The following is a 20,861-nucleotide window of genomic DNA, read 5'->3' on the forward strand; positions in this document are numbered from 1 at the left end:
ACTTTTACTGAAGTTTTCATAATAATGAATGAGTAATATTACATTAAACCCAATTTATGAAAAGATTATTGATGACTTATCAAATCAAAAATACTCTATTTCAGACTTTTTTTTCTCAACAGAGGAAACAAAGCAACTTCGCGAAGCTATAATTCGAAAAGAAAATAAAAAAGATTTTCATCAAGCTGCTGTCGGAAGTTCGGTTAACGAACAAATTATAAAATCAATCAGAGGCGATAAAATCAGATGGATTGATGAAGAAAATAAAACAGAAACGGAAGAAATTTTTTTCTCAAAAATCAATGATTTTATTGACTATCTCAATTTAACATGCTACATGGGCATTGAGGAAAGTGAATTTCATTACGCTATTTATCCCGAAGGGACATTTTACCAAAAACATGTTGATGCTTTTAAGAATGATGATAGACGCACACTTTCTATTGTATTGTATTTGAATGATGAAGAGTGGAAAGATGAATTTGGCGGACAATTGACCTTGTATTTGGCAGATGAAAATAAGGCTGAAAAAGAATTAGATATTTTACCTCTTGCTGGTCGTTTGGCTGTTTTTGATAGTAAAACTATTCCGCACGAAGTAAAAACTGTTAATCGACCAAGATATAGTATCACAGGTTGGTTGAAAACCAGAGGAAATATTTTGACATATTTGTAATAAAATCTGTAGTTGCTTCGAGATTTCAATTTCTATTTACATTAGATAAATATTGGCATCAATTTGAACGATTTAGACAATAAGAATCAAAAAAACTCAACCAATTGGTTGAGTTTTTTTGATATGTTATTAAAAATATAATTAAGCTTCAAAGAATTCTGCTACATAACGTTCTGCGTCTAATGCAGCAGCACAACCAGATCCAGCAGCAGTAATTGCTTGTCTGTAAACAGAATCTTGCACATCACCAGCAGCAAAAACACCTGCTACATTTGTTTTGTACGAACGATCTTGCGTGATTAAATATCCCGTTTCGTCCATATCCAATTTCCCTTGGAATAATTCTGTATTTGGTTTATGTCCAATCGCGATAAAAACTCCATCAACGATTAATTCTTTTTCTTCGTTTGTAACATTGTTGATGATTTTCGCTTTTTCAACAACATTGTTTCCTTCCAAACCAATTAATTCGTGGTTATATAAAACCTCTAAATTATGTGTATTTGCAACACGATCTTGCATCGCTTTAGACGCGCGCATTTCCTCTTTACGAACCAATAAATAAACCTTGTTACAAAGTTTTGATAAGTAAGTTGCTTCTTCAGCAGCGGTATCACCACCACCAACTACCGCAACATCTTTACCGCGGTAAAAGAAACCATCGCAAGTTGCACAAGCTGAAACTCCGCTACCAGCGTATTTAGTTTCATCATCTAAACCTAAATATTTCGCAGTTGCACCTGTCGAAATAATAATAGAACGAGCTTGGTAAGTTCCATTGTTCGATTTTACAGTATGTACATCACCTTCTTTTTCTCCAAAAGTTACTTCCGTTACATATTCGTATTTTATTTCAGTTCCAAAACGCTCTGCTTGTTTTTGTAAATCAGCCATCAATTCTGGTCCTGTAACTGCTTCTGGATAACCTGGGAAATTCTCAACATCCGTTGTTGTTGTTAATTGTCCACCTGGCTCCATACCAGTTAAAATCAAAGGATTCATGTTCGCGCGTGCAGCATAAATTCCCGCTGTATAACCCGCAGGTCCAGATCCTATTATGATAACATCTCTTACGTTATTTTCCATTGTGTTGTTTTATTTTTTTACAAATTTAGTATTTCTTATTTATTTTTCTCGATTCTATAAATAGATGAAAATTATAGATTCATAATTTTATACACTAATTCAATTAATAATTGGCTTGGCGTCACATTTCCAGTAGTTCCAACACCTTTTCCTTTCAAATCATATTCACGTATAAATGAGATAATTCTCGTAGCTTTTTTTAGCGGATAATTACTTGCAGCTGTCATCATTCCTTGTACAAAATACGGATTAATTCCTAATACTTTCGCCAAATTTTGCTTCGATTTATCTGGCGTAACATGTATTTGAATGATGTTTGTAAACAGATTAAAAATTGTTGTGATTGAAACGACGTACGGATTATCCTTCGGATTTTTCTCGAAATATTTAATGATTTTGAATGCTTTTTCGATGTTCTTCGTTTCGATTGCATTGCGAAGTTCAAAAACATTATAATCTTTACTAATCCCAATATGTTCCTCAATATGATTTGGTGTGATAGTTTTATCCGCGCCAACAATTGTAAAGAGTTTTTCTAATTCATTGTTCAAACGAGATAAATCTGCTCCGACATACTCCGTCAACAAAAACTTTGCTTTTGGTTCAATCTTAAATTGATTAGCTGCAACTTTTTGTTCTATCCAAGAAGGTAACTCGCTTTCATAAATCTTTTTGAATTCGTGGTAATACCCTTTTTCATTCAGAACTTTATAGATTTTCTTGCGTTTATCAAGTGAATTTCCTTTGTAATTGATGATTAAAACCGTCGAATCTTGTACTTGATTTGCATACATTTCCAACTGATCTATCGAACGGCTAAGATGTTGCGCTTCTTTTACAATCACTACAGATTTTTCTGCACCCATCGGGTATTGACGCGCCATTCCAATCAATTGTCCAACTTCTACATCTTGTCCATAAACTATTGTTTGGTTAAAACCTTTTTCTTCTTCTGTTAAAATATTTGCTTCCAACAAATCAGTTACCTGATCGATGAAAAACGGCTCGTCGCCCGCCAAGAAGTAAATCGGTTTATAGTTTTTGTTTTTTATATCTTTGATCAAAGATTCTACAGGACTCATACAATGACTGAATTAGTACAATTAAATTTTTCCGAAAAATACCAAATAAGATTGAAACAAGCCCAAGATAAATTGTATATCTTTTGTTTGATTCGAAAAAAATGGTTGGTCTATACGCCCGAAGAATGGGTTAGGCAACACGTTCTGAATTATTTAATCAACGATTTGGGTTATTCAACTTCGGCGATTGCGTTGGAAGTTGCAATTGATATTACAGGAATGCGAAAACGTGCAGATATTGTCGTTTATCAGCAAGAAAAACCATTTATTATGGTGGAATGTAAAGCGCCGAATATTGCAATTTCGCAAGCAACTTTTGATCAAATAGCGCGTTACAACATTGTGTTAGGTTCTCAATTGTTGATGGTAACAAATGGTTTGAATCATTTTTATTGTATGATGGATTTTGTTCAAAAAAGATATAATTTCTTGAAAGAGTTGCCGAAGAAAGGATAATTTGAAAATGAGCTAATGTGTTGATGTGAAAATTTGTCAATTCGAGCGATTTTAATGGATCTTGACTACGTTTCAAACGTAGCTGACCACGTCCCGAACGTAGTCGACGTGGTTCTGAAGCAAGCTGATTACGTTCCGAAGTAAGCTAGCTTTGTATTTTAGTAAGCTGATGAGGTTTTATACCTAGTTGATTACGTCCAGAACTTAGCTGACAATGTCAGGAACGTCAAATTTGGGGTTAGGTTACCTCGTTTTCTTGGTTCGTAACCAAGCCAGCTTGGTAAAAGAGACCGTCAACTTAGTAAATTTGGAAGCTGACTAGGTTCAGAACGTCGTCAGCTAAGTGTTTAAGTAAGTTTGCTGAGTAAATTAGGTAGTTAGCTTAGTGTATTACATGGAAAATGTAGTTTATTTTGTGAAATGGTTTAACTTTATTAACAAAGAAGTAATTTGTTTAATCCTTCAAGAAGAAATAGAAATATAGGTACTGCCAAACAGGGTTTTAGTAAGAATAATAAGTTGACGATTTCTACTCCATATGGTAGTTACCAATCTTTTTATGAAAAACTAACAACTTATAAAAAAGAGAGTAGAATTATTAATAATCATGAATTTGTGTTTGTAGTGGAAGATACAAGACTAAATTCTGTTCACGCATGTTCAATAAATGATATTGTAAAAATTATTTCAAATATACCTGTTGAGGATTATGGAGAATTAAAATTTATAGTTTTTAGACAACCAAAGCGAAAGGAGCAAATTATTTCGAGTGTTTGGGGAAGATTAGTTTATTTATACGAATTCGAGAAAGAAGATTTTCCTGCTATTATTTTAGAATCTATAGATAAAGATTCACAATTAATTTGGAGTAAAAAGCTATCAGTTGATGAACGAAAAGAATTCGAAATACTTAAAAATGATGGACATATATTTGAAGAAAGTAATAAATATTTTACATCTAAAATAGAACCTGAATTTGCAAGAAATACACAGTTATATAGAACATTACTACACGAATTTGGTCATTATGTGCATTATTTAGAACAAGTAGAAAAACCAGGTCATGAGGATGAAGAATTTGATGAATGGGAGAGACGAAATGATATTCATGTAAATCTTCCGAAAAAGGAAAAGTTTGCGAATAATTACGCAGATAAAATAAAATCCGAACTGATTAAAAAAGGAGTGATACCATTTCATTTAAACCATTATAAAAACGAAAACTAATTTAATAATGAATGAAGAAATAGAATATACACTAAATAAATTATTATTGAATGCAAGTTTGTATTCAATTGAATATTCGGGTATTTTATCGTTTAAGTTTTCAATTAGTAATAAATCAATTTATTATGATAAAATTGTTGAAGTAATAATAGAATTTGTATCTGGATGTAAAATATTTAATAAGATTACAAATTTTAATATTGATAATAATGAATTATTTGAGTTAGTGTCATTGGATATTTCGAATGTTAAACTATTTGATGATAAATTTTTAGAAATTTATATTGATGATAGATATATTATTAGAGCTTTAGAAGATAATTTTGTTTTGAATGATGTTAAATGGATTATTAAAAACAAATTAAATAATTATAGAATATTTTATGATGGTTATAAAATAGAAACTATAGATTTAATTAAATGACACTGTCCAAAATTTTGTGTAAATATATTTCAGGTGGGTTTGACTTTTTTATAGTTGAACCCTTTTTTCAAATATAGTTAAAAATTGATTTAAAATTATTCCCCAATTATGAATTGGTTGTGTCCACTTTTTAGAAATTTGCATTAAGGATAGATAAACCGACTTTTTCAGCGCGTCGTCCGTTGGGAATACCATCTTATTTTTGGTGTATTTACGCACTTTTCCGTTCAAATTTTCGATAAGATTGGTGGTGTAAATAATTTTTCTGATTTCAATGGGAAAGTCAAAAAATACAGTCAATTCGTCCCAGTTATTTCTCCAAGATTGTATCGCGTAAGGATATTTTTGATTCCATTTTTCGGCGAATCGGTCTAATTGATGAGCTGCCATTTCTCTATTTGTCGCATCATAAATCAATTTCATATCTGAGGTAAACTCTTTTTTATCTTTCCAAACCACATATCGAGCCGAGTTTCTAATTTGATGAACTACACAAATTTGTGTGTTCGCTTGAGGGAAAATATTGGTGATTGCCTGAGTAAATCCGTTCAAATTATCGGTTACAGTAATCAAAATATCTTCAACTCCACGAACTTTCAAATCCGTCATCACACCTTGCCAAAAAGCAGCAGATTCGTTCTCTCCAAGCCACATTCCAAGGATTTCTTTGTGACCTTCACGATTTAAACCAACGGCTAAATAAATCGTTTTATTGATTACTTTTCCGCCTTGACGTACTTTGAATACAATACCATCCATCCAAACAATGCAATAAATCGATTCAAGAGGACGATTTTGCCAATCCCATACTTGACTATTCACTTTATCAGTAATGATGGAGATCGCTGATGTAGAGAGTTTGTAGCCATATAATTCGTAAAGTTCCTGCTCAATATCCGAAACACTCAGACCTTTTGCGTAAAGCGAAATCACCATGTTTTCAACGGAAACGGATTTGGATTGATGTTTTGGGACAATAATTGGATCAAAACTTCCTTCTCGATCTCGAGGAACCTCTATTGTAGATTCCCCATATTCGCTTTTTAAACGTTTTGAAGTTGTGCCATTACGTGCATTGGAATTGTCACTTTTCTCATTTTTTGAGTAACCTAAATGGGCTTCAAGTTCGCCTTGTAGCATGGCTTCTAATAAATCAGAATGCAATTCTTTTAATAATTTACTTAGATCTTCTTGGGTTTTGATCCCTTCTAAATGACCTTGATCTTGGATGAATTGGGCTACAGATTTTTTCATAATAAACTGTGTTTTATAAATTTAATAAAATAAATAAGGTGAGTTACTAAACCCACCTTAATTTATGTTTACACAGTTTTTTGGATATTGCCAATTAAATAACAAAAGCCACTCGCAGAGTGGCTTTTACATTACTAAAAAATATCTAAAGAATTAATTGTTTTATAACCAAGTTACAACGCCTGAATCTACACAGTAGTTTGCACCTATTATCTTGATTTTCCCTTCTTTTTCTAAGGTATTCAAGGTTGTACTTTGGTTACGAATATCTTCTATTGTTTGTATAACGTTTTGGTGATTTAATCTTTCTAATAAATCTGCATTTTTAGAAGAACGTTCTTCACCATCTTTTATAATTTCGTCGATAATTGGATTGAAATGATCAACCAAATGACACAAATTATTCATTCCAGTTTTGTGAATTGCTTCAGCGTCTAATCCGCCTTTCAAAGCGCCACATTTAGAGTGTCCTAAGACAACAATCAATTTAGAGCCAGCCACATTTGTTCCGAATTCCATCGAACCTAAAATATCTTGATTAACGAAATTACCAGCAATTCGTACACTAAAAATATCTCCTAAACCTTGATCGAAAATAAGTTCCGCAGAAGTACGGCTATCAATACAGCTTAAAACAACCGCAAACGGCCATTGTCCCTCTCTTGTGTCATTCACTTGTGAAAGTAAATCTCTGTTCGCTTTTAAATTTTGAACAAATCTTGCATTTCCTTCTTTTAAAAATTCTAACGCTTTATCTGGAGTTGTTGTTGCTTGAGTTTCTGATGTATGTGCTTTCATTATATTTAATTTTATTGTGTGTGTTTTAATTTTTATATGTTTTTTACAGATTAATGCGCTCCAGCTACTAAAACGTAACCAAAGAATTCTCTAAACGATGGAGGATTATCTACTGTTCCACGTTCGGAAATTAGTCGAATATTAATATTATTATTTTTTGCTTTTACTTTAAATTCATCTAAATATTCGATAATATCATAATCTAGAATACGAGTTTTTCTAACATCTAATTCAAGATTAGAACCAGGTTTCAAACCATCTAATTCTTTTACAATTGCACCGCGGTTTACAAACGTTACCTCCTCAGCAAAATTCATATGGAAAACATTTCCTTCTTTTACCAACATTACGTGCGAGTTATTGTAAGATTTGATTAACGAAACCACTACACCAACAATAAGACCAATGATGATACCTTTTAATAAATCTGTTGCCAAAATTGCAATAACTGTTACTGCGAACGGAATTAACTGATCTTTTCCTAATTTTTTCATATCCAAGAATTGTTTCGGATTACCTAATTTGTATCCAATAACCAATAGAATAGAAGCTAAAACCGCATTTGGAATTAAATTTAAAAACATTGGAATAGAGATCACACTCACTAATAATAAAACACCGTGCGTAATTGTAGAAAGTTTTGTAAGCCCGCCACTCATTGCATTTGCAGATGAACGTACAATAACTTGCGTAACAGGTAAACCTCCAATTAAACCAGCTAAAGAGTTTCCGACACCTTGTGCAATCAATTCTCGATTTGTAGGTGTTTGACGCTTTAAAGGATCTAATTTATCAGTTGCTTCTACAGATAATAAAGTCTCTAATGACGCTACAATTGCGATGGTAAATGCAACTTGCCAAACCATAGGATTTGTTAATCCAGAGGCGAAATCGGGCATAGTAAATTGTCCTAAGAAATCTGAAACACTTTCAGGAACAGGAACTTTTACTAATAAATTGTGGTCGATAGAAAATACTTCGTGGTTGGTATCACCAATTGTAACTTGGTACAAAATACCTACTAATACAGCTACTAATGATCCTGGTAATAATTTGAAAAAGTTTGATTTTTTTCCTAAAATATTATCCCAAACAATCAAGATAAATAAAGAGATTGCTGTAATAATAATGGCTCCTGGCGTGATAAAATCTAAACTAAAATTACTAAAACTAAATGTTTCTGTATAGCCTAACGCTAATGGAATTTGTTTCAAGAAAATTGAAATACCAATCGCACATAACATTCCTTTAATCACCGAAGATGGAAAGTAATAACCAATAACTCCGGCTTTTAGAATACCTAGTAATATTTGAAAAATTCCGGCGATAACAACCGCGACTAAAAATAGTTCGTAAGCACCCAAATCTGTAATAGCAGTTAATACAATAACGACCAAACCAGCCGCAGGACCAGAAACACCAATTTGAGATTTAGAAATAAGACCAACAACAATTCCTCCTACAATTCCCGCAATAATTCCGGCAAATAAAGGCGCACCACTGGCCAACGCAACACCTAAACATAAAGGCAATGCTACGAAAAAGACAACAATACTCGCAGGTATGTCCTTTTTCCAATTTTGAAAAAGATTCATAATAGTTTTAAAATGAATTATTTAATAATTTGAAATGATAAAAATAAATTTGCTATCCATTCAATAGATTTGAATAGGATGATGCAAAAAATCAATTAAAAAATTAAACTAATTCAGGAGGTGGAGTTGTCACACCATTATCTAAAGATGCATATGCATTAGAATGATGAAAATCCGAATATGTAATTTGTTTCACATTAAAAAATGTAAACAATTTTATTTCGTGGAAATAATGTATTTTTTCTGTAATTTCGCTCGAAGAATTTTTCTGATTATTTTCTTCTTCAGTTGAAGTTTGAGAAAACAAAGCTTTTTGATCATTGTCAGAAGAATCTTTTTCGTCTTGCTGCTCCAATCTCATCTGATAATCCATATAGCCCGCCAACCCTTGCATGTTCGTACTGAACACCAAAAGAAGCGTGAAAAAAATTCCGATGCTATGTTTTATCAGGTAGTCTTTCATTATGTCACAAAAATATATTTTAATTTTTAATTACAAAATAGAGGATATCATTTTTAATAAATATTTATCATTTTATTTTATGACGCTTAACAATGTTTATTGATTTTAAATATTGTCTAGATATAAAATTGATATCATAAATCATTTTTACTCAATTTTTTTAAGAATAGATTTGCAAAAAGTTAAATTTTGAGAAAGTATATAAGTGTAATGTTTTTAGTTGCTTTGGTTGCAACTACTTTCGGGCAAGGAAAAAATAATAAAGGTAAATTTTATATTTATTGGGGTTGGAATCACGCGCAGTATACAAAATCAGATATTCAGTTCAAAGGAGATGGATACGATTTTACGTTGGATAATGTAGCAGCTCATGACCGTCAAACTTCCTTTGGAATCAAGTATTTCAATCCAAGTTCTATGACGATTCCGCAATATAACTTCCGTTTAGGTTACTTTGTTTCGGATAATTGGAATATCTCTTTCGGGATTGACCACATGAAATATGTGATGGATCAAGATCAAGTTGTAAAAATGAATGGTCACATCAATACAGGTTCAGATTACGATGGAACATATAATAATGTCGATCAAAAATTAACAGAAGATTTCTTAACGTTTGAACATACAGATGGTTTGAACTATGCTAATTTAGAGGTTCGTCGTTTTGATAATATTCAACATTTCCCAATTACAAAAAATGGAAAAGGAATCGATGTTAACGTAACAGCTGGTTTGGGAGCAGGGATTTTATATCCACGTTCTAACGTAAAATTGATGGGTAATGAACGTTATGATGAGTTTCACTTAGCAGGTTTTGCTACAGCTGCAATGGTTGGGATCAACTTTACTTTTTGGGATTATTTCTTTGTACAAGCCGAATTAAAAGGTGGATATGCTAACTTAAGTGATATTCGTACAACTGCAAACAAAGCTGATAAAGCAAAACAAGATATTGTATTCTCTCAACAGAATTTAGTTTTTGGAGCAATTATTCCAGTTTTTACTCATAAAAATAAGTTAAACTTTTAATTAAGTGGTTTAATATAAAATATATAGCCTAATTTTAAGAATCGATTAGACGAGTTGAAAAAAATTATTAGCGGAGACATCATTTAAGTACAATTTGTACTGGATGATGTCTTTTTTTATCTATAAATTTAACCTTTCTCGATAAAGAATTGTTACTTTTACAATTATTTAGATTTGAAATTAACATGAATAGATTTTCTGTATTAGTCGCAAGTATCTTGATATCGACAACAGCAATGGGACAAAAAGTAATGACGCCAGAACTTCTTTGGCAAGTAAAAAAAGTAGCTCCAGTTGGAGTAACAAAAGATCAAAAAAATCTGATTTATAAAGTAACTTCTACTAACGTAAAAACACAAGAAGACACATCGAAAACATATATGATTTCGTTGGCAGGAGGAAAAGCTTCGGAAATCGAAGATTATAAAACGCTTTTGGCTGATGAATCGTTGAATAAATCTCAACAATATAAAGCAGAAACTGATAAAGTTAAATTACAAAAGGTTTTTGGTTCTGATTATTATCCAGAAATGGACAAATCGAATGTGCAGATTTATAATGAATTAAATTACAGACATTGGGATACTTGGAATGATGGAAATTACGATCATTTATTTGTATCAGAAAATAAAGAAGGTTCGACTAAAATTGATGTTTTAAAAGACGAACCATATTCTGTATCAGAATTTGTTTGGACGCCAGATGGAACAAAAGTTTTGTATGTTTCTAAGAAGAAATTTGGAACGGATTACGCATTAAGCACAAATACAGATATTTATCAATACGATTTAGCAACGAAAACGACGAAAAATATCACAGAAGGAAAAATGGGTTATGACAATACACCAAGTTTTTCTTCTCAAGGAGATTTTGCATTTTTGAGCATGGAGCGCGATGGTTACGAGGCAGATAAAAATGACTTAATCGTTCGTCGTGGTGATATCGAAATGAATATTACAAAACATTGGGACGGAACCGTACAAGGTTATAAATGGAGCAATGATGGTAACAAAATTTATTTCAATGCGCCAGTAGGAGGAACAATTCAATTATTTGAGGTTGATGTAAACTTCAAAATGAGAAAAATGCCTTTCATCAAACAAATTACAAAAGGTGATTTTGACATTGCAGACATCAAAGAAATTGTTGGTAATAAAGCAATTGTTACAAAAACAGATATCAATCACGCTGCAGAAATTTATGTAGTTGATTTGAAATCTGGAGCATTAACTCAATTAACAAACGAAAACAAAGATATCTTCGATAATATTGCGTTGAGTGATGTAAAAGCACGTAAAATTAAAACAACAGACGGAAAAGAAATGTTTGCATGGGTAATTTATCCGCCAAATTTCGATCCGAATAAAAAATACCCAACTTTATTGTATTGTCAAGGTGGACCACAATCTGCTTTAACTCAATTTTATTCTCCTCGTTGGAATTTCCAATTAATGGCAGCACAAGGGTATATTGTAATTGCGCCAAACCGTCGTGGAATGCCAGGTCATGGAGTAGAGTGGAATGAGCAAATTTCTAAAGATTGGGGAGGACAAGTAATGCAAGATTATTTGGCTGCGATTGATGATATCTCGAAGGAATCTTATGTAGATAAAGATCGTCGTGGTGCTGTTGGTGCATCTTACGGAGGATATTCTGTTTATTATTTAGCAGGTATTCACGAAGGTCGTTTCAAATCTTTTATTGCACATAATGGTGTTTTCGATTTGAAATCGATGTACGGAACTACAGAAGAAATTTTCTTTACAAACTGGGACGCTGGTGGCGCTTGGTGGGAAACAAATAACAAAGCTGCGCAAAAAACGTACTCTAAATTTGATCCAAGTAGTACAGAATTAGTAAATAAATGGAATACGCCAATGTTAATTTATGTTGGAGGTCATGATTATCGTGTGCCAATGGGACAAGGGCAAGAGGCTTATCAAATTTTACAATTGAAAGGAATCAAATCTCGTTTTATTTATTTCCCTGAAGAAAATCACTGGGTATTAAAACCACAAAATTCTGTGATTTGGCATACAGAATTTTTCAAATGGTTAAAAGAAACATTGTAATTCATTTGATTTATAAATCATAACTATAATTTAAAAGTGCAATTTCTATAGAAATTGCACTTTTTTTATTTCTTTGAAAATCAATGACAATATCTAATAAACGAACCAATTATTTTTTTAAATTTTGTAGAGTAGAATAATCGTTGTAAATTCAAAAACATAAGTCAAAACCCAATTTATGAGTAAGGATAATAACAAAATATATTTTTCGAATAGCCCATTTACAAACGGACACAAAGTAATAGATTTTGTTTGGAGTGCTCGCCTTGATGAAAATTTTGACCTTTGGATGGATCTTCATTTAGAGTCAGATAATTATGACGAAGAAGAAGAATATAAAGATGATTTGGATGAAATAGATGACATTTCTCAAGAGAATGCCGAAAAGCAACTTTGGATTAATTATGATCACGCAATCATCTCGAGTACATATTGGAACAACAAAGGGATAAAGATAGACAATGATGCGCAATTAGATTTTAATCAACTCAATAAAAAAACATTCGAAATTGATCCTCTTCCAGTAAATCTTGACGAGTCAGAAAATCTTGCTTTTGGTATTTCAATGTTAGGTAATGACACGGTTGCTCAGCACGAAATTACGTTTTTAGATACAGAAGAATTTGGTGTTTTTGACATCAAATGGAAAGGAAAAATAGCCAATACTTATTTAGGAGAAACCGATTTTGATTATGATTTTTATGTCTATATGAAGAACATAAAATTTAACGGAATTAAAGTTCATCCATCGTTAGAAAAAGAAAAAGTTACAGCATTTTTTGAGAAAAGTTTAACTCATTTTAATGATTTCGAATTAGTAGATACCGATGAATTAGAGTTAGAAAACTATATTCTGAAAATTAAAAGACAAGAAGATTAAAAAATAAATTTACCTTAGATTCATAATTACACTCCTAAACCATTTATATGATCAACCAAATCATCAAAAATTGTGAAGACGAAGAAATTCAGTTTCTCAACGAAATTCAACCTTTTGGATATTTGATAGGAATTCATAAAAATTCGCATCAAATTGAATTTTTTTCTCAAAATATTGATGAATTATTTAAAATTTCTACTGAAAAGATATTAAGCCAACATATTAATCAACTTCATGATTTTGAGCTTGATTTTGATGAGGTTTTGAATTTAGAACAAGGTGAATTTTACCGAACTAATACAAAAGTTAATTCAAAAACCTATCATTTAACAGTTTATCATTTTGATGAATTGATTTATTTAGAGTTAGAAGAATTAATTATTTTAGAAAATAGATTAGCCTATTATAATTTTTCTGAACAAATTCTGTACTCTAAGTCTATAAGCTTAACTTGGGATTTGTTAATTTCATCTATCAAGAGCTTGATTCATTACGAGAGAGTAATGTTGTATAAATTTTTGGAAGATGGTAGTGGCGTTGTTATAGCGGAAGAAATTGATAAGGGATTAGGTTCTTATATGGGTTTGCGTTTTCCCGAATTTGATATTCCTAAACAAGCACGTCAACTGTATCTAGAGAAAAAAAGCCGTTTGGTTGCAGATGTAGACAGTAAAAGAATCATTTTAATTGGTAATGAGAATTATCAAAAAATAAACTTGATGTACTCTTCTGTTAGAGCACTTTCTCCAATACATCTACAGTATTTACGCAATGCTAATTGTGAAGCAAGTTTCTCTATTTCTATTGTAATTAACGAAAAATTGTGGGGAATTGTAGCATGTCAGAATTCCAAGCCAAAATTTATTCCAAATCAAGTTCGTTTGCAAACCGAATTATTGACGCGTCAAGCAAGGTTGACTTATGTGAATTTTAAATCAACTGAACGATTAAAGTTCCAAAATCATTTTAACGAAACAGCGATTAAATTGAAAGAGAATCTTTTAACAGAAGAAAATCTTCAGCAATCAATGAACAATAATCTAAAAGAGGTTCTTAATCTTACAAAGGCAGATGGAATTGCATTGGTTAATTTTGACGATGTTTTTGTAGAAGGCGAAACGCCAGATAAAGAAGAAATTTTGAGAATAAAAGAATGGGCATTTAAAAGAAACTCAGCACGTTTATTTACCTCGAATACTTTTTATCTAGATTATGGACAAGAGCTTAGGCTTAGTCCAAGTTCGGCTGGTGTAATGTTTTGTTTTCTAAATCAAACTTACGAACATTTTATTATTTGGTTCAAAAAAGAACAAGTTCAAACCTTAAATTGGGCTGGAGAACCAAGTAAAATTAAAAATGTAGATGTTATAAATGGTGATGAAATACACAGTTTTTCTCCTCGAACTTCTTTCAAAATTTGGCAAGAGAACATTAAGAATAAATCGTTTATTTGGTTAGATAAGGAGAAATATGTTGCGAAAGAAGTGATTAAGTTAATTATAGAAACACTTCATTTACAGTCTTTCAAAATTCATAGTTTATATGAACAATTAAAAGAAATAAATGACGAATTAGACTCGTTTACCTATACAGTTTCTCATGATTTACGTACACCATTATCGGTGATGAAATTGAATTGTCAGATGCTTCAACGAAGTTTGAAAGATGATGAAATTAAAAATGATCGATTAAAAAGTGTTATTGAAGAAATTGATCGAATGACACAAATGATGCAGGATCTTTTGGCGTTGAGTAAAGCTAAAAAATCAGAAATTGTATTGTCTACAATCGAAACAAAGCCAATCATAGAAAAGATTATACACGATGTTTTGTTGTATTATAAAATTAACAATACTGAAGTTGTTGTAGAAGAAATACATAATGTTTTGGGAGATAAAACGATGTTTTATGAGGTTTTTCTGAATATTATTGGTAATGCAATAAAATATTCCTCTCAAGCAAAACATCCAAAGATTGAAATATCATCTGAAATCAATAATAAAGAAGTTATCTTCAAAATAAAAGATAACGGAATTGGTATAAAAGAAGAAGATTATAATAAAATGTTCAAGCTATTTAGCAGAATGTCTAACACTGGAAACATTTCTGGAAACGGAGTTGGACTTTCGATTGCGCATAGAATGATGGATAGAATGAATGGTGGTATATCTTTTGAGAGTAGAGTAGGAGAAGGAACAACTTTTATATTAACATTTAAAAAAAATCTAACGAATGCTATCTGATTATTTAAAAGAAAAAACAGCGGTTTATCACAAAGAAATTGAAGATAAATTAGAGTCGAATAAATTGTTTAACAGCACATTTACAGATAAAAATTACTATAAAATGTTGCAGGTTAATCATATTTTTCTAAAATCTTATGAAGATTCTATCAAACAATTTTTGAATGACAAAGATTTAAAAAATTTAACGTTGACAAAATTGAATAAATTGTCTTTGATTGAACAAGATATCAATGAGTTAGGTTTAGAAGAATTGAATGTACCAAAACAATTCGAGCTTCGAAATAGAGCCGAAGCAATTGGAGCTTTGTATGTGATAGAAGGTTCTATGCTTGGCGGAAATGTAATTGCAAAAACACTGAAAAAGTATCCTTTTTTAGAGAATAAAAGTTTCAATTATTTTGGACATTACGGCGAAAACCTTGGTCAAATCTGGAAAACTTTTATTGGTTATATTAATCAAGAATTTACAACTGAAGAAGAGCAACAACAAGTTTTTGAAGGGGCAAAAAAAGCCTACGAAGATTTGATAAGTTTTGCTTAGAAAAAATATTTTTAAATAAGACCTCTTTAGTTTCGACTAAAGAGGTCTTATTTTTTTATGAAGTAATTAAAATTATTGATTAGATTAATTATATTAGTAATTAATAAAAATAGTGCATTTTACTTTTGTTTTTCCATTTAGCTTGACTTTCATATAATCAAGTGTAAATTATCCTAACCAAGATAAGACTATTTTATCAGATTATTAACTGTCAATCCAATCATCAAATGATCGGTATGAGATGCTTTAAGACTTTGTAACATATAACCAGCTTCTAAACTAAAAGTTGGCGAAATAACGTAACCAAAGCTTAAACCAAGTCGATTTCTATCAAATGTTTTATCTTTTACAGCTTGTAGAAAAATCTCATCATACGCTTTCAAATACCACGTGTTTTCGATTAATTTGGCATTATTTAGAGGAATAGTTGCAGTCAATTGATAACGAAATCTAAATTGTGTATCATTTTCTAAAAAGCGTTCTTCGACACGAAAGCGATGGGCAAAATTAAAACGTTGTAAAGTATGTTTTGTATTGAATTGTTGATACAAACGATGCTCGTGACTATGTGCATAATCATCGGTAGAAGTAGGTGTTCTGTTCTGAATGTAGGCGTAACCAGCTAACACTGTATTGTTATTTTCGGTTAAGTTGTAACCAATTCCTCCACGAATCAAAAGTTGTTGTAACTGATCTAAATCTTCGTACGAACGATATTGTATATCCGACTGAAAATTAAAATCTTTATTGATTTTTTGATTGATATTTAAGGTATTCCAAGTTCTAAAATTACTTTCTTGTGCTTGCACACCGAAGTTGGCTAAAACAATAAAACAGGCTAATATTTTCTTCATTCATTCAATTTTAACGAAAATAAAAAAAGACACGAAAACGAATCGTGTCTTTTGTCAGTATATGTTAAATTTATTTTGTTACCTTTTTCACTTTTGGTAAAATATCTTTTCCAAAAATTTCGATAGATTTCATCATATCCAAATGATTTGGCGCTCCAACATCCATGTGAGCAGAAAAACGAGTTAAACCAAACATTTCCTGATATTTCAAAATACGATCAACCGCCAAAGAAGCGTCTCCAACAATCAAATGTCCATTTGTAGAACGTCCATAATCAAATTGTTGTTTTGTATATTTTGGCCAACCTCTACTTGCTCCAATTCTATTCATTTGTGCGCCATAAATTGGAAAATATCCTTCAGCAACTTTTTCGCTATCCTCTCCAAAAAAAGAATGCATATGAACACCAATTTGCATTTTATTTACGTCATGCCCATTTTCGATATAAACTTGTTTATAAATTTCGAACAGATAGTTAAAATCAGCAGGATTGCCTCCAATAATCGCGAAAATAATAGGTAAACCTAATGTTGCAGCACGTACAATTGATGATTTTGTTCCGCCAACAGCAATCCAAATAGGTAGTTTTTCTTGCACAGGTTTTGGATAAACACTTTGATTAATAATTGGCATTCTAAAATTTCCGCGCCAATTGATTACTTCGTTTTTATTTAAATCTAAAAGTAAACGAAGTTTTTCATCAAAAAGAGCATCGTAATCGTTTAAATCATAACCGAAAAGAGGGAAAGATTCGATGAATGAACCGCGTCCAGCCATAATTTCAGCACGACCATTCGATAAATTGTCAACACTAGCAAAATCTTGATACAACTTTACGGGATCTGTAGAACTGATGACAGAAACGGCACTTCCCAACTTAATATTTTTTGTAACTGTAGACAAAGCAGCCAAAATAATTTCTGGAGAAGAAACTGCGTAATCAGGACGATGATGTTCTCCAATTCCAAAGAAATCTAATCCAATTTCGTCCATTAATTTCACTTCTTCTATAATCTCACTCATACGTTGTTGAGGAGTTTGTGTATAACCAGTTTTAGGATCAATATGTAGATCGCCAAACATTCCTATTCCTAATTCCATACTATTTTAGATTTAGTCAAATTTACGTATAGAATTTTAGATTTAAATTGATGTAGGATAGGAAAGAAAAAAGAGTTCATTCAAATTTAATCGAATGAACTCTTTTTTCTTATTTTTAAACGGGTTTTTATCCGTGTATAGCTTCTTTATTTCCGTAAGATTGAATCAAATTTCCTTCAAAATCCAACCATTCTTTCCAACGTTTGTCAACATCAACATCAGTTGAAAGTTTTCGAGCAAAATTTAAGAAAGTTGTGTAATGATTCGCTTCCGAAACCATCAAATCATAGTAAAATTTTGCTAATTCTTCGTCGTTTATATTTTGAGATAATGTTCTGAAACGCTCACAACTTCTTGCTTCAATCATCGCAGCAAATAACAAACGATCCACAAAAGCCATATTACGGGAACCATCTTTTTTACAAAATTTCATCAACTGACCAACATAATCATCTTTTCGCTCGCGACCTAATTTGTATCCCCGACGCTCGATAATTTCTACAACCATTTTGAAATGTTGCATTTCTTCGATTGCAATATCCGACATTTCCTGAATAAATTCGTCATGTTCAGAATTATACGCAATCATGGTAATCGCGTTTGTCGCCGCTTTTTGTTCACACCACGCATGATCTGTTAAAATTTCTTCTAAATTTCTTTCCGCAATATCAGCCCAACGTGGGTCTGTCAAAAGTTTTAATCCAAGCATTTTTCGAAAAATATTAAGTCCAAATTTACGAAATTATATTGTTTAAAGATTGAATGTGAAAAATCGTCTATTAAATGATTTTCTTTTCAATCATTTCTAATATCACATCCGATGCATGTTTGAAAGTTGGTGCTTGTTCCGTCAAACTTGCTGCATTTTTTTTGTTCACTTTAAAAATCAAATCTTTTTCAGTTGTAAATAATAAAGCATTTGTAAATGGATTTTTGATGTAAGAACTCAAAATTAAAAAAGTCTGTTCAACACTATGAAATTGCTCAACTTCTTCGGTTTTATAACGAAATGTGAAGGCAAAATTGTACTCATTATTTTCTAAAAGATGTAAACGAACAAATATATTTTTAAGATCAGTATCTCCAATAGTTTTGGCCATTGTAAGTTTTGCAAAAGTTCCTTCTTTGATACTTGATTTTACTTGCCCGAAAAATTCTTCAAAAACAGTTTGATAAGACATTTTATATAATTTTAGCTGCAAATTTACATTAAAATAAGCCAAATTGGGTGTATAATATTTAATCTTCCAATTAAGAAACAGAAAGTGTAATTTTGTGGGATGAAAAAACTTTTAATCATTGGTCAAGTTTGGCCAGAACCAACTTCTTCTGCGGCAGGAACTCGAATGATTCAGTTAATTGATTGTTTCCAAAAAGCTGAATTTGAGATAACTTTTGCCTGCGCTGCTTCAAAATCTGATTATAGTTTTGATTTGATTTTGAAAGGAATAAAAGAAGTTGTAATTCAGTTAAATGATGAAAGTTTTGATAATTTTATTAAACAATTAAATCCTGAAATTGTTCTTTTTGATCGTTTTATGATTGAAGAACAATATGGTTGGCGAGTTTCGAAAGAATGTCCAAATGCATTGAAAATTTTGGACACAGAAGATTTACATTTTCTACGAAATGCGCGACAAGAAGCAGCTAAAAAAGGAATAGAATTTACAGAAGATTTATTGTTTTCTGATTTAGCAAAACGAGAAATAGCGTCTATTTTACGCTGTGATTTATCGTTGATGATTTCGAAAAAGGAAATAGAAATTCTACAAAATCAATTTAAAATTGATGAAAAAATCTTGTATTATTTGCCTTTTTTAGAAAATGAAATTACAGAAGAAAAAATTAATTCTTGGAAAAGTTTTGAAGAAAGAGAATATTTTATGTTTATCGGAAATTTTATTCATGAACCTAATTTTAATTGTGTTCAGACCTTAAAAAAAGAAATTTGGCCAATTTTGAGAAAGAAACTTCCGAAAGCTGAATTACATATTTATGGTGCTTATGCAACGCAAAAAGTTTTGCAATTAAATAATCCTTCCGAACGATTTTTGATCAAAAGTAGAGCAGAAAATGCGCAAGAAACGATGTCAAATTACAAAGTTTTGTTGGCGCCGATTAATTTTGGCGCTGGTGTAAAAGGAAAGTTTGTGGATGCAATGCAAACTGGAACTCCTTCGGTTACGACTACGATTGGAGCAGAAGCAATGAAAGATAATTTTGATTGGAATGGTTTTGTAGAAGATGATTTTGAAGCGTTTGTGGAGAAAGCTATTTTGCTTTACAATAATGAGAAAGAGTGGGAAATTGCTCAACAAAATGGAATCAAAATTCTGAACGAGAATTACAATAAAAATAAATTTGAAGCTGATTTTTTAGAGAAAATTAAATCGATTGAAGCAAATTTAATCCAACATCGAAATCAAAATTTTATTGGTCAAATTTTGCAACATCATCATCATCAAAGTACAAAATATATGTCACTTTGGATTGAACAGAAAAACAAAAACCTTTCGAAATAGGGTGGTTTTTGTTGATTATTCTACTTTGAAGCTATTTACAATTTTGACAAAATCGCTTTTCATTATTTCTTGATTTTCGAAACTGCAATATTGTAAAATCTGATAGACAAATTCTTTCGTTTCGATTACAGTTTGCAAGAAATAAATATGTCCAGATTCGGGATCATTTGTTTCAAATTCGGTATAAGCATAATTGAATCCCTGTTCGTAGGCAACATAAGGTTTTTTGATATAATTAAACCCTTTTTGTGTTTTATATGGCTCGATAGAATTTAGCGTATAATCAATCATATCCAAATTAGAATCTGCCAATTTTAATTCATCTTTGTGTTCAAAAATCACAAATCCATACGAATTCGGCTTTGGAGCAAGACTTTCAAATTGAATAGTTGCATAATCATTTAACCCAACTGTACGTTGAAAATCTTTTGGAATAGTTAACGCAAACGATTCAGCTCCATGTATTTTCTGTTGAGCAAAAGCGGTAATACATGTAAAAAGAGAGGCGATGAATAACAATTTTTTCATTGGATGAATTTAGATGACGAATATAA

At 31.3% G+C, this 20,861-nt stretch carries 21 protein-coding genes; 10 read left to right on the forward strand and 11 right to left on the reverse strand.

Annotation, left to right across the window (positions count from 1 at the left end; translation table 11 throughout):
* The first annotated feature begins 28 nt into the window (after positions 1 to 28).
* Positions 29 to 676 carry a 2OG-Fe(II) oxygenase gene (locus B3792_RS12285; protein ID WP_219034743.1) on the forward strand — a complete coding sequence of 216 codons (648 nt, stop codon included), beginning with the start codon at positions 29 to 31 and terminating at the stop codon, positions 674 to 676.
* Between the two features lie 141 nt (positions 677 to 817).
* On the opposite strand, the gene trxB is transcribed toward B3792_RS12285, so the two are convergent.
* Both trxB and holA read right to left on the reverse strand, forming a co-directional pair.
* Entirely contained in the window at positions 818 to 1,762 is a 945-nt protein-coding gene (gene trxB, locus B3792_RS12290) for a thioredoxin-disulfide reductase (protein WP_221854545.1), read from the reverse strand.
* A gap of 71 nt (positions 1,763 to 1,833) precedes the next feature.
* Entirely contained in the window at positions 1,834 to 2,844 is a 1,011-nt protein-coding gene (gene holA, locus B3792_RS12295) for a DNA polymerase III subunit delta (RefSeq protein ID WP_219034745.1), read from the reverse strand.
* Between the two features lie 3 nt (positions 2,845 to 2,847).
* On the opposite strand from holA, the gene B3792_RS12300 reads away from it, so the two are divergent.
* The 3 genes from B3792_RS12300 to B3792_RS12310 all read left to right on the forward strand — a co-directional run bounded on the left by B3792_RS12300 (position 2,848) and on the right by B3792_RS12310 (position 4,951).
* Positions 2,848 to 3,300: a type I restriction enzyme HsdR N-terminal domain-containing protein gene (locus B3792_RS12300; protein WP_221854544.1), complete on the forward strand. Its 453-nt coding sequence runs from the start codon at positions 2,848 to 2,850 to the stop codon at positions 3,298 to 3,300.
* A 450-nt stretch (positions 3,301 to 3,750) separates the two neighbouring features.
* Positions 3,751 to 4,527, forward strand: a complete 777-nt coding sequence (locus tag B3792_RS12305) for a hypothetical protein (RefSeq protein WP_291069726.1) — start codon at positions 3,751 to 3,753, stop codon at positions 4,525 to 4,527.
* A gap of 7 nt (positions 4,528 to 4,534) precedes the next feature.
* Positions 4,535 to 4,951: a hypothetical protein gene (locus B3792_RS12310; RefSeq protein ID WP_286496144.1), complete on the forward strand. Its 417-nt coding sequence runs from the start codon at positions 4,535 to 4,537 to the stop codon at positions 4,949 to 4,951.
* Positions 4,952 to 4,999: 48 nt separating this feature from the next.
* On the opposite strand, the gene B3792_RS12315 is transcribed toward B3792_RS12310, so the two are convergent.
* The 4 genes from B3792_RS12315 to B3792_RS12330 all read right to left on the reverse strand — a co-directional run bounded on the left by B3792_RS12315 (position 5,000) and on the right by B3792_RS12330 (position 9,061).
* A complete protein-coding gene (locus B3792_RS12315) occupies positions 5,000 to 6,205 on the reverse strand; it encodes an IS256 family transposase (protein WP_291069729.1) in 1,206 nt (401 codons plus the stop codon).
* A 162-nt stretch (positions 6,206 to 6,367) separates the two neighbouring features.
* On the reverse strand, positions 6,368 to 7,003 hold the full coding sequence (locus tag B3792_RS12320; RefSeq protein WP_280051755.1) for a carbonic anhydrase: 636 nt from the start codon (positions 7,001 to 7,003) through the stop codon (positions 6,368 to 6,370).
* A 50-nt stretch (positions 7,004 to 7,053) separates the two neighbouring features.
* Positions 7,054 to 8,598 carry a SulP family inorganic anion transporter gene (locus B3792_RS12325; RefSeq protein ID WP_038333625.1) on the reverse strand — a complete coding sequence of 515 codons (1,545 nt, stop codon included), beginning with the start codon at positions 8,596 to 8,598 and terminating at the stop codon, positions 7,054 to 7,056.
* Between the two features lie 103 nt (positions 8,599 to 8,701).
* The gene (locus tag B3792_RS12330; protein WP_125350206.1) at positions 8,702 to 9,061 is read right to left on the reverse strand and encodes a hypothetical protein; all 360 of its coding nucleotides are present in this window, start codon (positions 9,059 to 9,061) and stop codon (positions 8,702 to 8,704) included.
* A gap of 189 nt (positions 9,062 to 9,250) precedes the next feature.
* Here B3792_RS12330 and B3792_RS12335 point away from each other — a divergent pair, with 189 nt between their 5' ends.
* The 5 genes from B3792_RS12335 (at position 9,251) to B3792_RS12355 (ending at position 15,829) form a co-directional block, all read left to right on the forward strand.
* The gene (locus tag B3792_RS12335) at positions 9,251 to 10,090 is read left to right on the forward strand and encodes a hypothetical protein (protein WP_260509658.1); all 840 of its coding nucleotides are present in this window, start codon (positions 9,251 to 9,253) and stop codon (positions 10,088 to 10,090) included.
* Between the two features lie 185 nt (positions 10,091 to 10,275).
* A complete protein-coding gene (locus tag B3792_RS12340; protein WP_221856838.1) occupies positions 10,276 to 12,162 on the forward strand; it encodes a S9 family peptidase in 1,887 nt (628 codons plus the stop codon).
* A 178-nt stretch (positions 12,163 to 12,340) separates the two neighbouring features.
* Positions 12,341 to 13,042 (forward strand): hypothetical protein, encoded by a 702-nt coding sequence (locus B3792_RS12345; protein ID WP_291069732.1) that lies wholly within the window; start codon positions 12,341 to 12,343, stop codon positions 13,040 to 13,042.
* 47 nt (positions 13,043 to 13,089) lie between these two features.
* Positions 13,090 to 15,285 (forward strand): ATP-binding protein, encoded by a 2,196-nt coding sequence (locus B3792_RS12350; RefSeq protein WP_291069734.1) that lies wholly within the window; start codon positions 13,090 to 13,092, stop codon positions 15,283 to 15,285.
* On the forward strand, positions 15,275 to 15,829 hold the full coding sequence (locus B3792_RS12355) for a biliverdin-producing heme oxygenase (protein WP_291048121.1): 555 nt from the start codon (positions 15,275 to 15,277) through the stop codon (positions 15,827 to 15,829). The genes B3792_RS12350 and B3792_RS12355 overlap by 11 nt, the downstream gene beginning before the upstream one ends.
* Before the next feature lie 188 nt (positions 15,830 to 16,017).
* Here the strand turns inward: B3792_RS12355 and B3792_RS12360 are convergent, their stop codons facing one another.
* From B3792_RS12360 to B3792_RS12375, 4 genes are all read right to left on the reverse strand, one after another.
* Entirely contained in the window at positions 16,018 to 16,683 is a 666-nt protein-coding gene (locus B3792_RS12360; RefSeq protein ID WP_125350203.1) for a DUF2490 domain-containing protein, read from the reverse strand.
* A 70-nt stretch (positions 16,684 to 16,753) separates the two neighbouring features.
* Positions 16,754 to 17,785, reverse strand: coding sequence for an LLM class flavin-dependent oxidoreductase (locus B3792_RS12365; protein WP_125350202.1), 1,032 nt, complete (start codon positions 17,783 to 17,785; stop codon positions 16,754 to 16,756).
* Positions 17,786 to 17,912: 127 nt separating this feature from the next.
* The gene (locus B3792_RS12370; protein WP_115001228.1) at positions 17,913 to 18,494 is read right to left on the reverse strand and encodes a tRNA-(ms[2]io[6]A)-hydroxylase; all 582 of its coding nucleotides are present in this window, start codon (positions 18,492 to 18,494) and stop codon (positions 17,913 to 17,915) included.
* A gap of 70 nt (positions 18,495 to 18,564) precedes the next feature.
* A complete protein-coding gene (locus tag B3792_RS12375) occupies positions 18,565 to 18,966 on the reverse strand; it encodes a hypothetical protein (RefSeq protein WP_219035005.1) in 402 nt (133 codons plus the stop codon).
* Between the two features lie 99 nt (positions 18,967 to 19,065).
* On the opposite strand from B3792_RS12375, the gene B3792_RS12380 reads away from it, so the two are divergent.
* Complete coding sequence (locus B3792_RS12380) at positions 19,066 to 20,307, forward strand: glycosyltransferase (RefSeq protein WP_219035006.1); 1,242 nt, start codon at positions 19,066 to 19,068, stop codon at positions 20,305 to 20,307.
* Between the two features lie 15 nt (positions 20,308 to 20,322).
* On the opposite strand, the gene B3792_RS12385 is transcribed toward B3792_RS12380, so the two are convergent.
* Complete coding sequence (locus tag B3792_RS12385) at positions 20,323 to 20,835, reverse strand: hypothetical protein (RefSeq protein WP_180906231.1); 513 nt, start codon at positions 20,833 to 20,835, stop codon at positions 20,323 to 20,325.
* Positions 20,836 to 20,861: the final 26 nt, after the last annotated feature.

It is taken from the genome of Empedobacter sp. UBA5924 (assembly GCF_002431085.1).
In the GTDB taxonomy this organism is placed as follows: Bacteria; Bacteroidota; Bacteroidia; order Flavobacteriales; family Weeksellaceae; genus Empedobacter; species Empedobacter falsenii_B.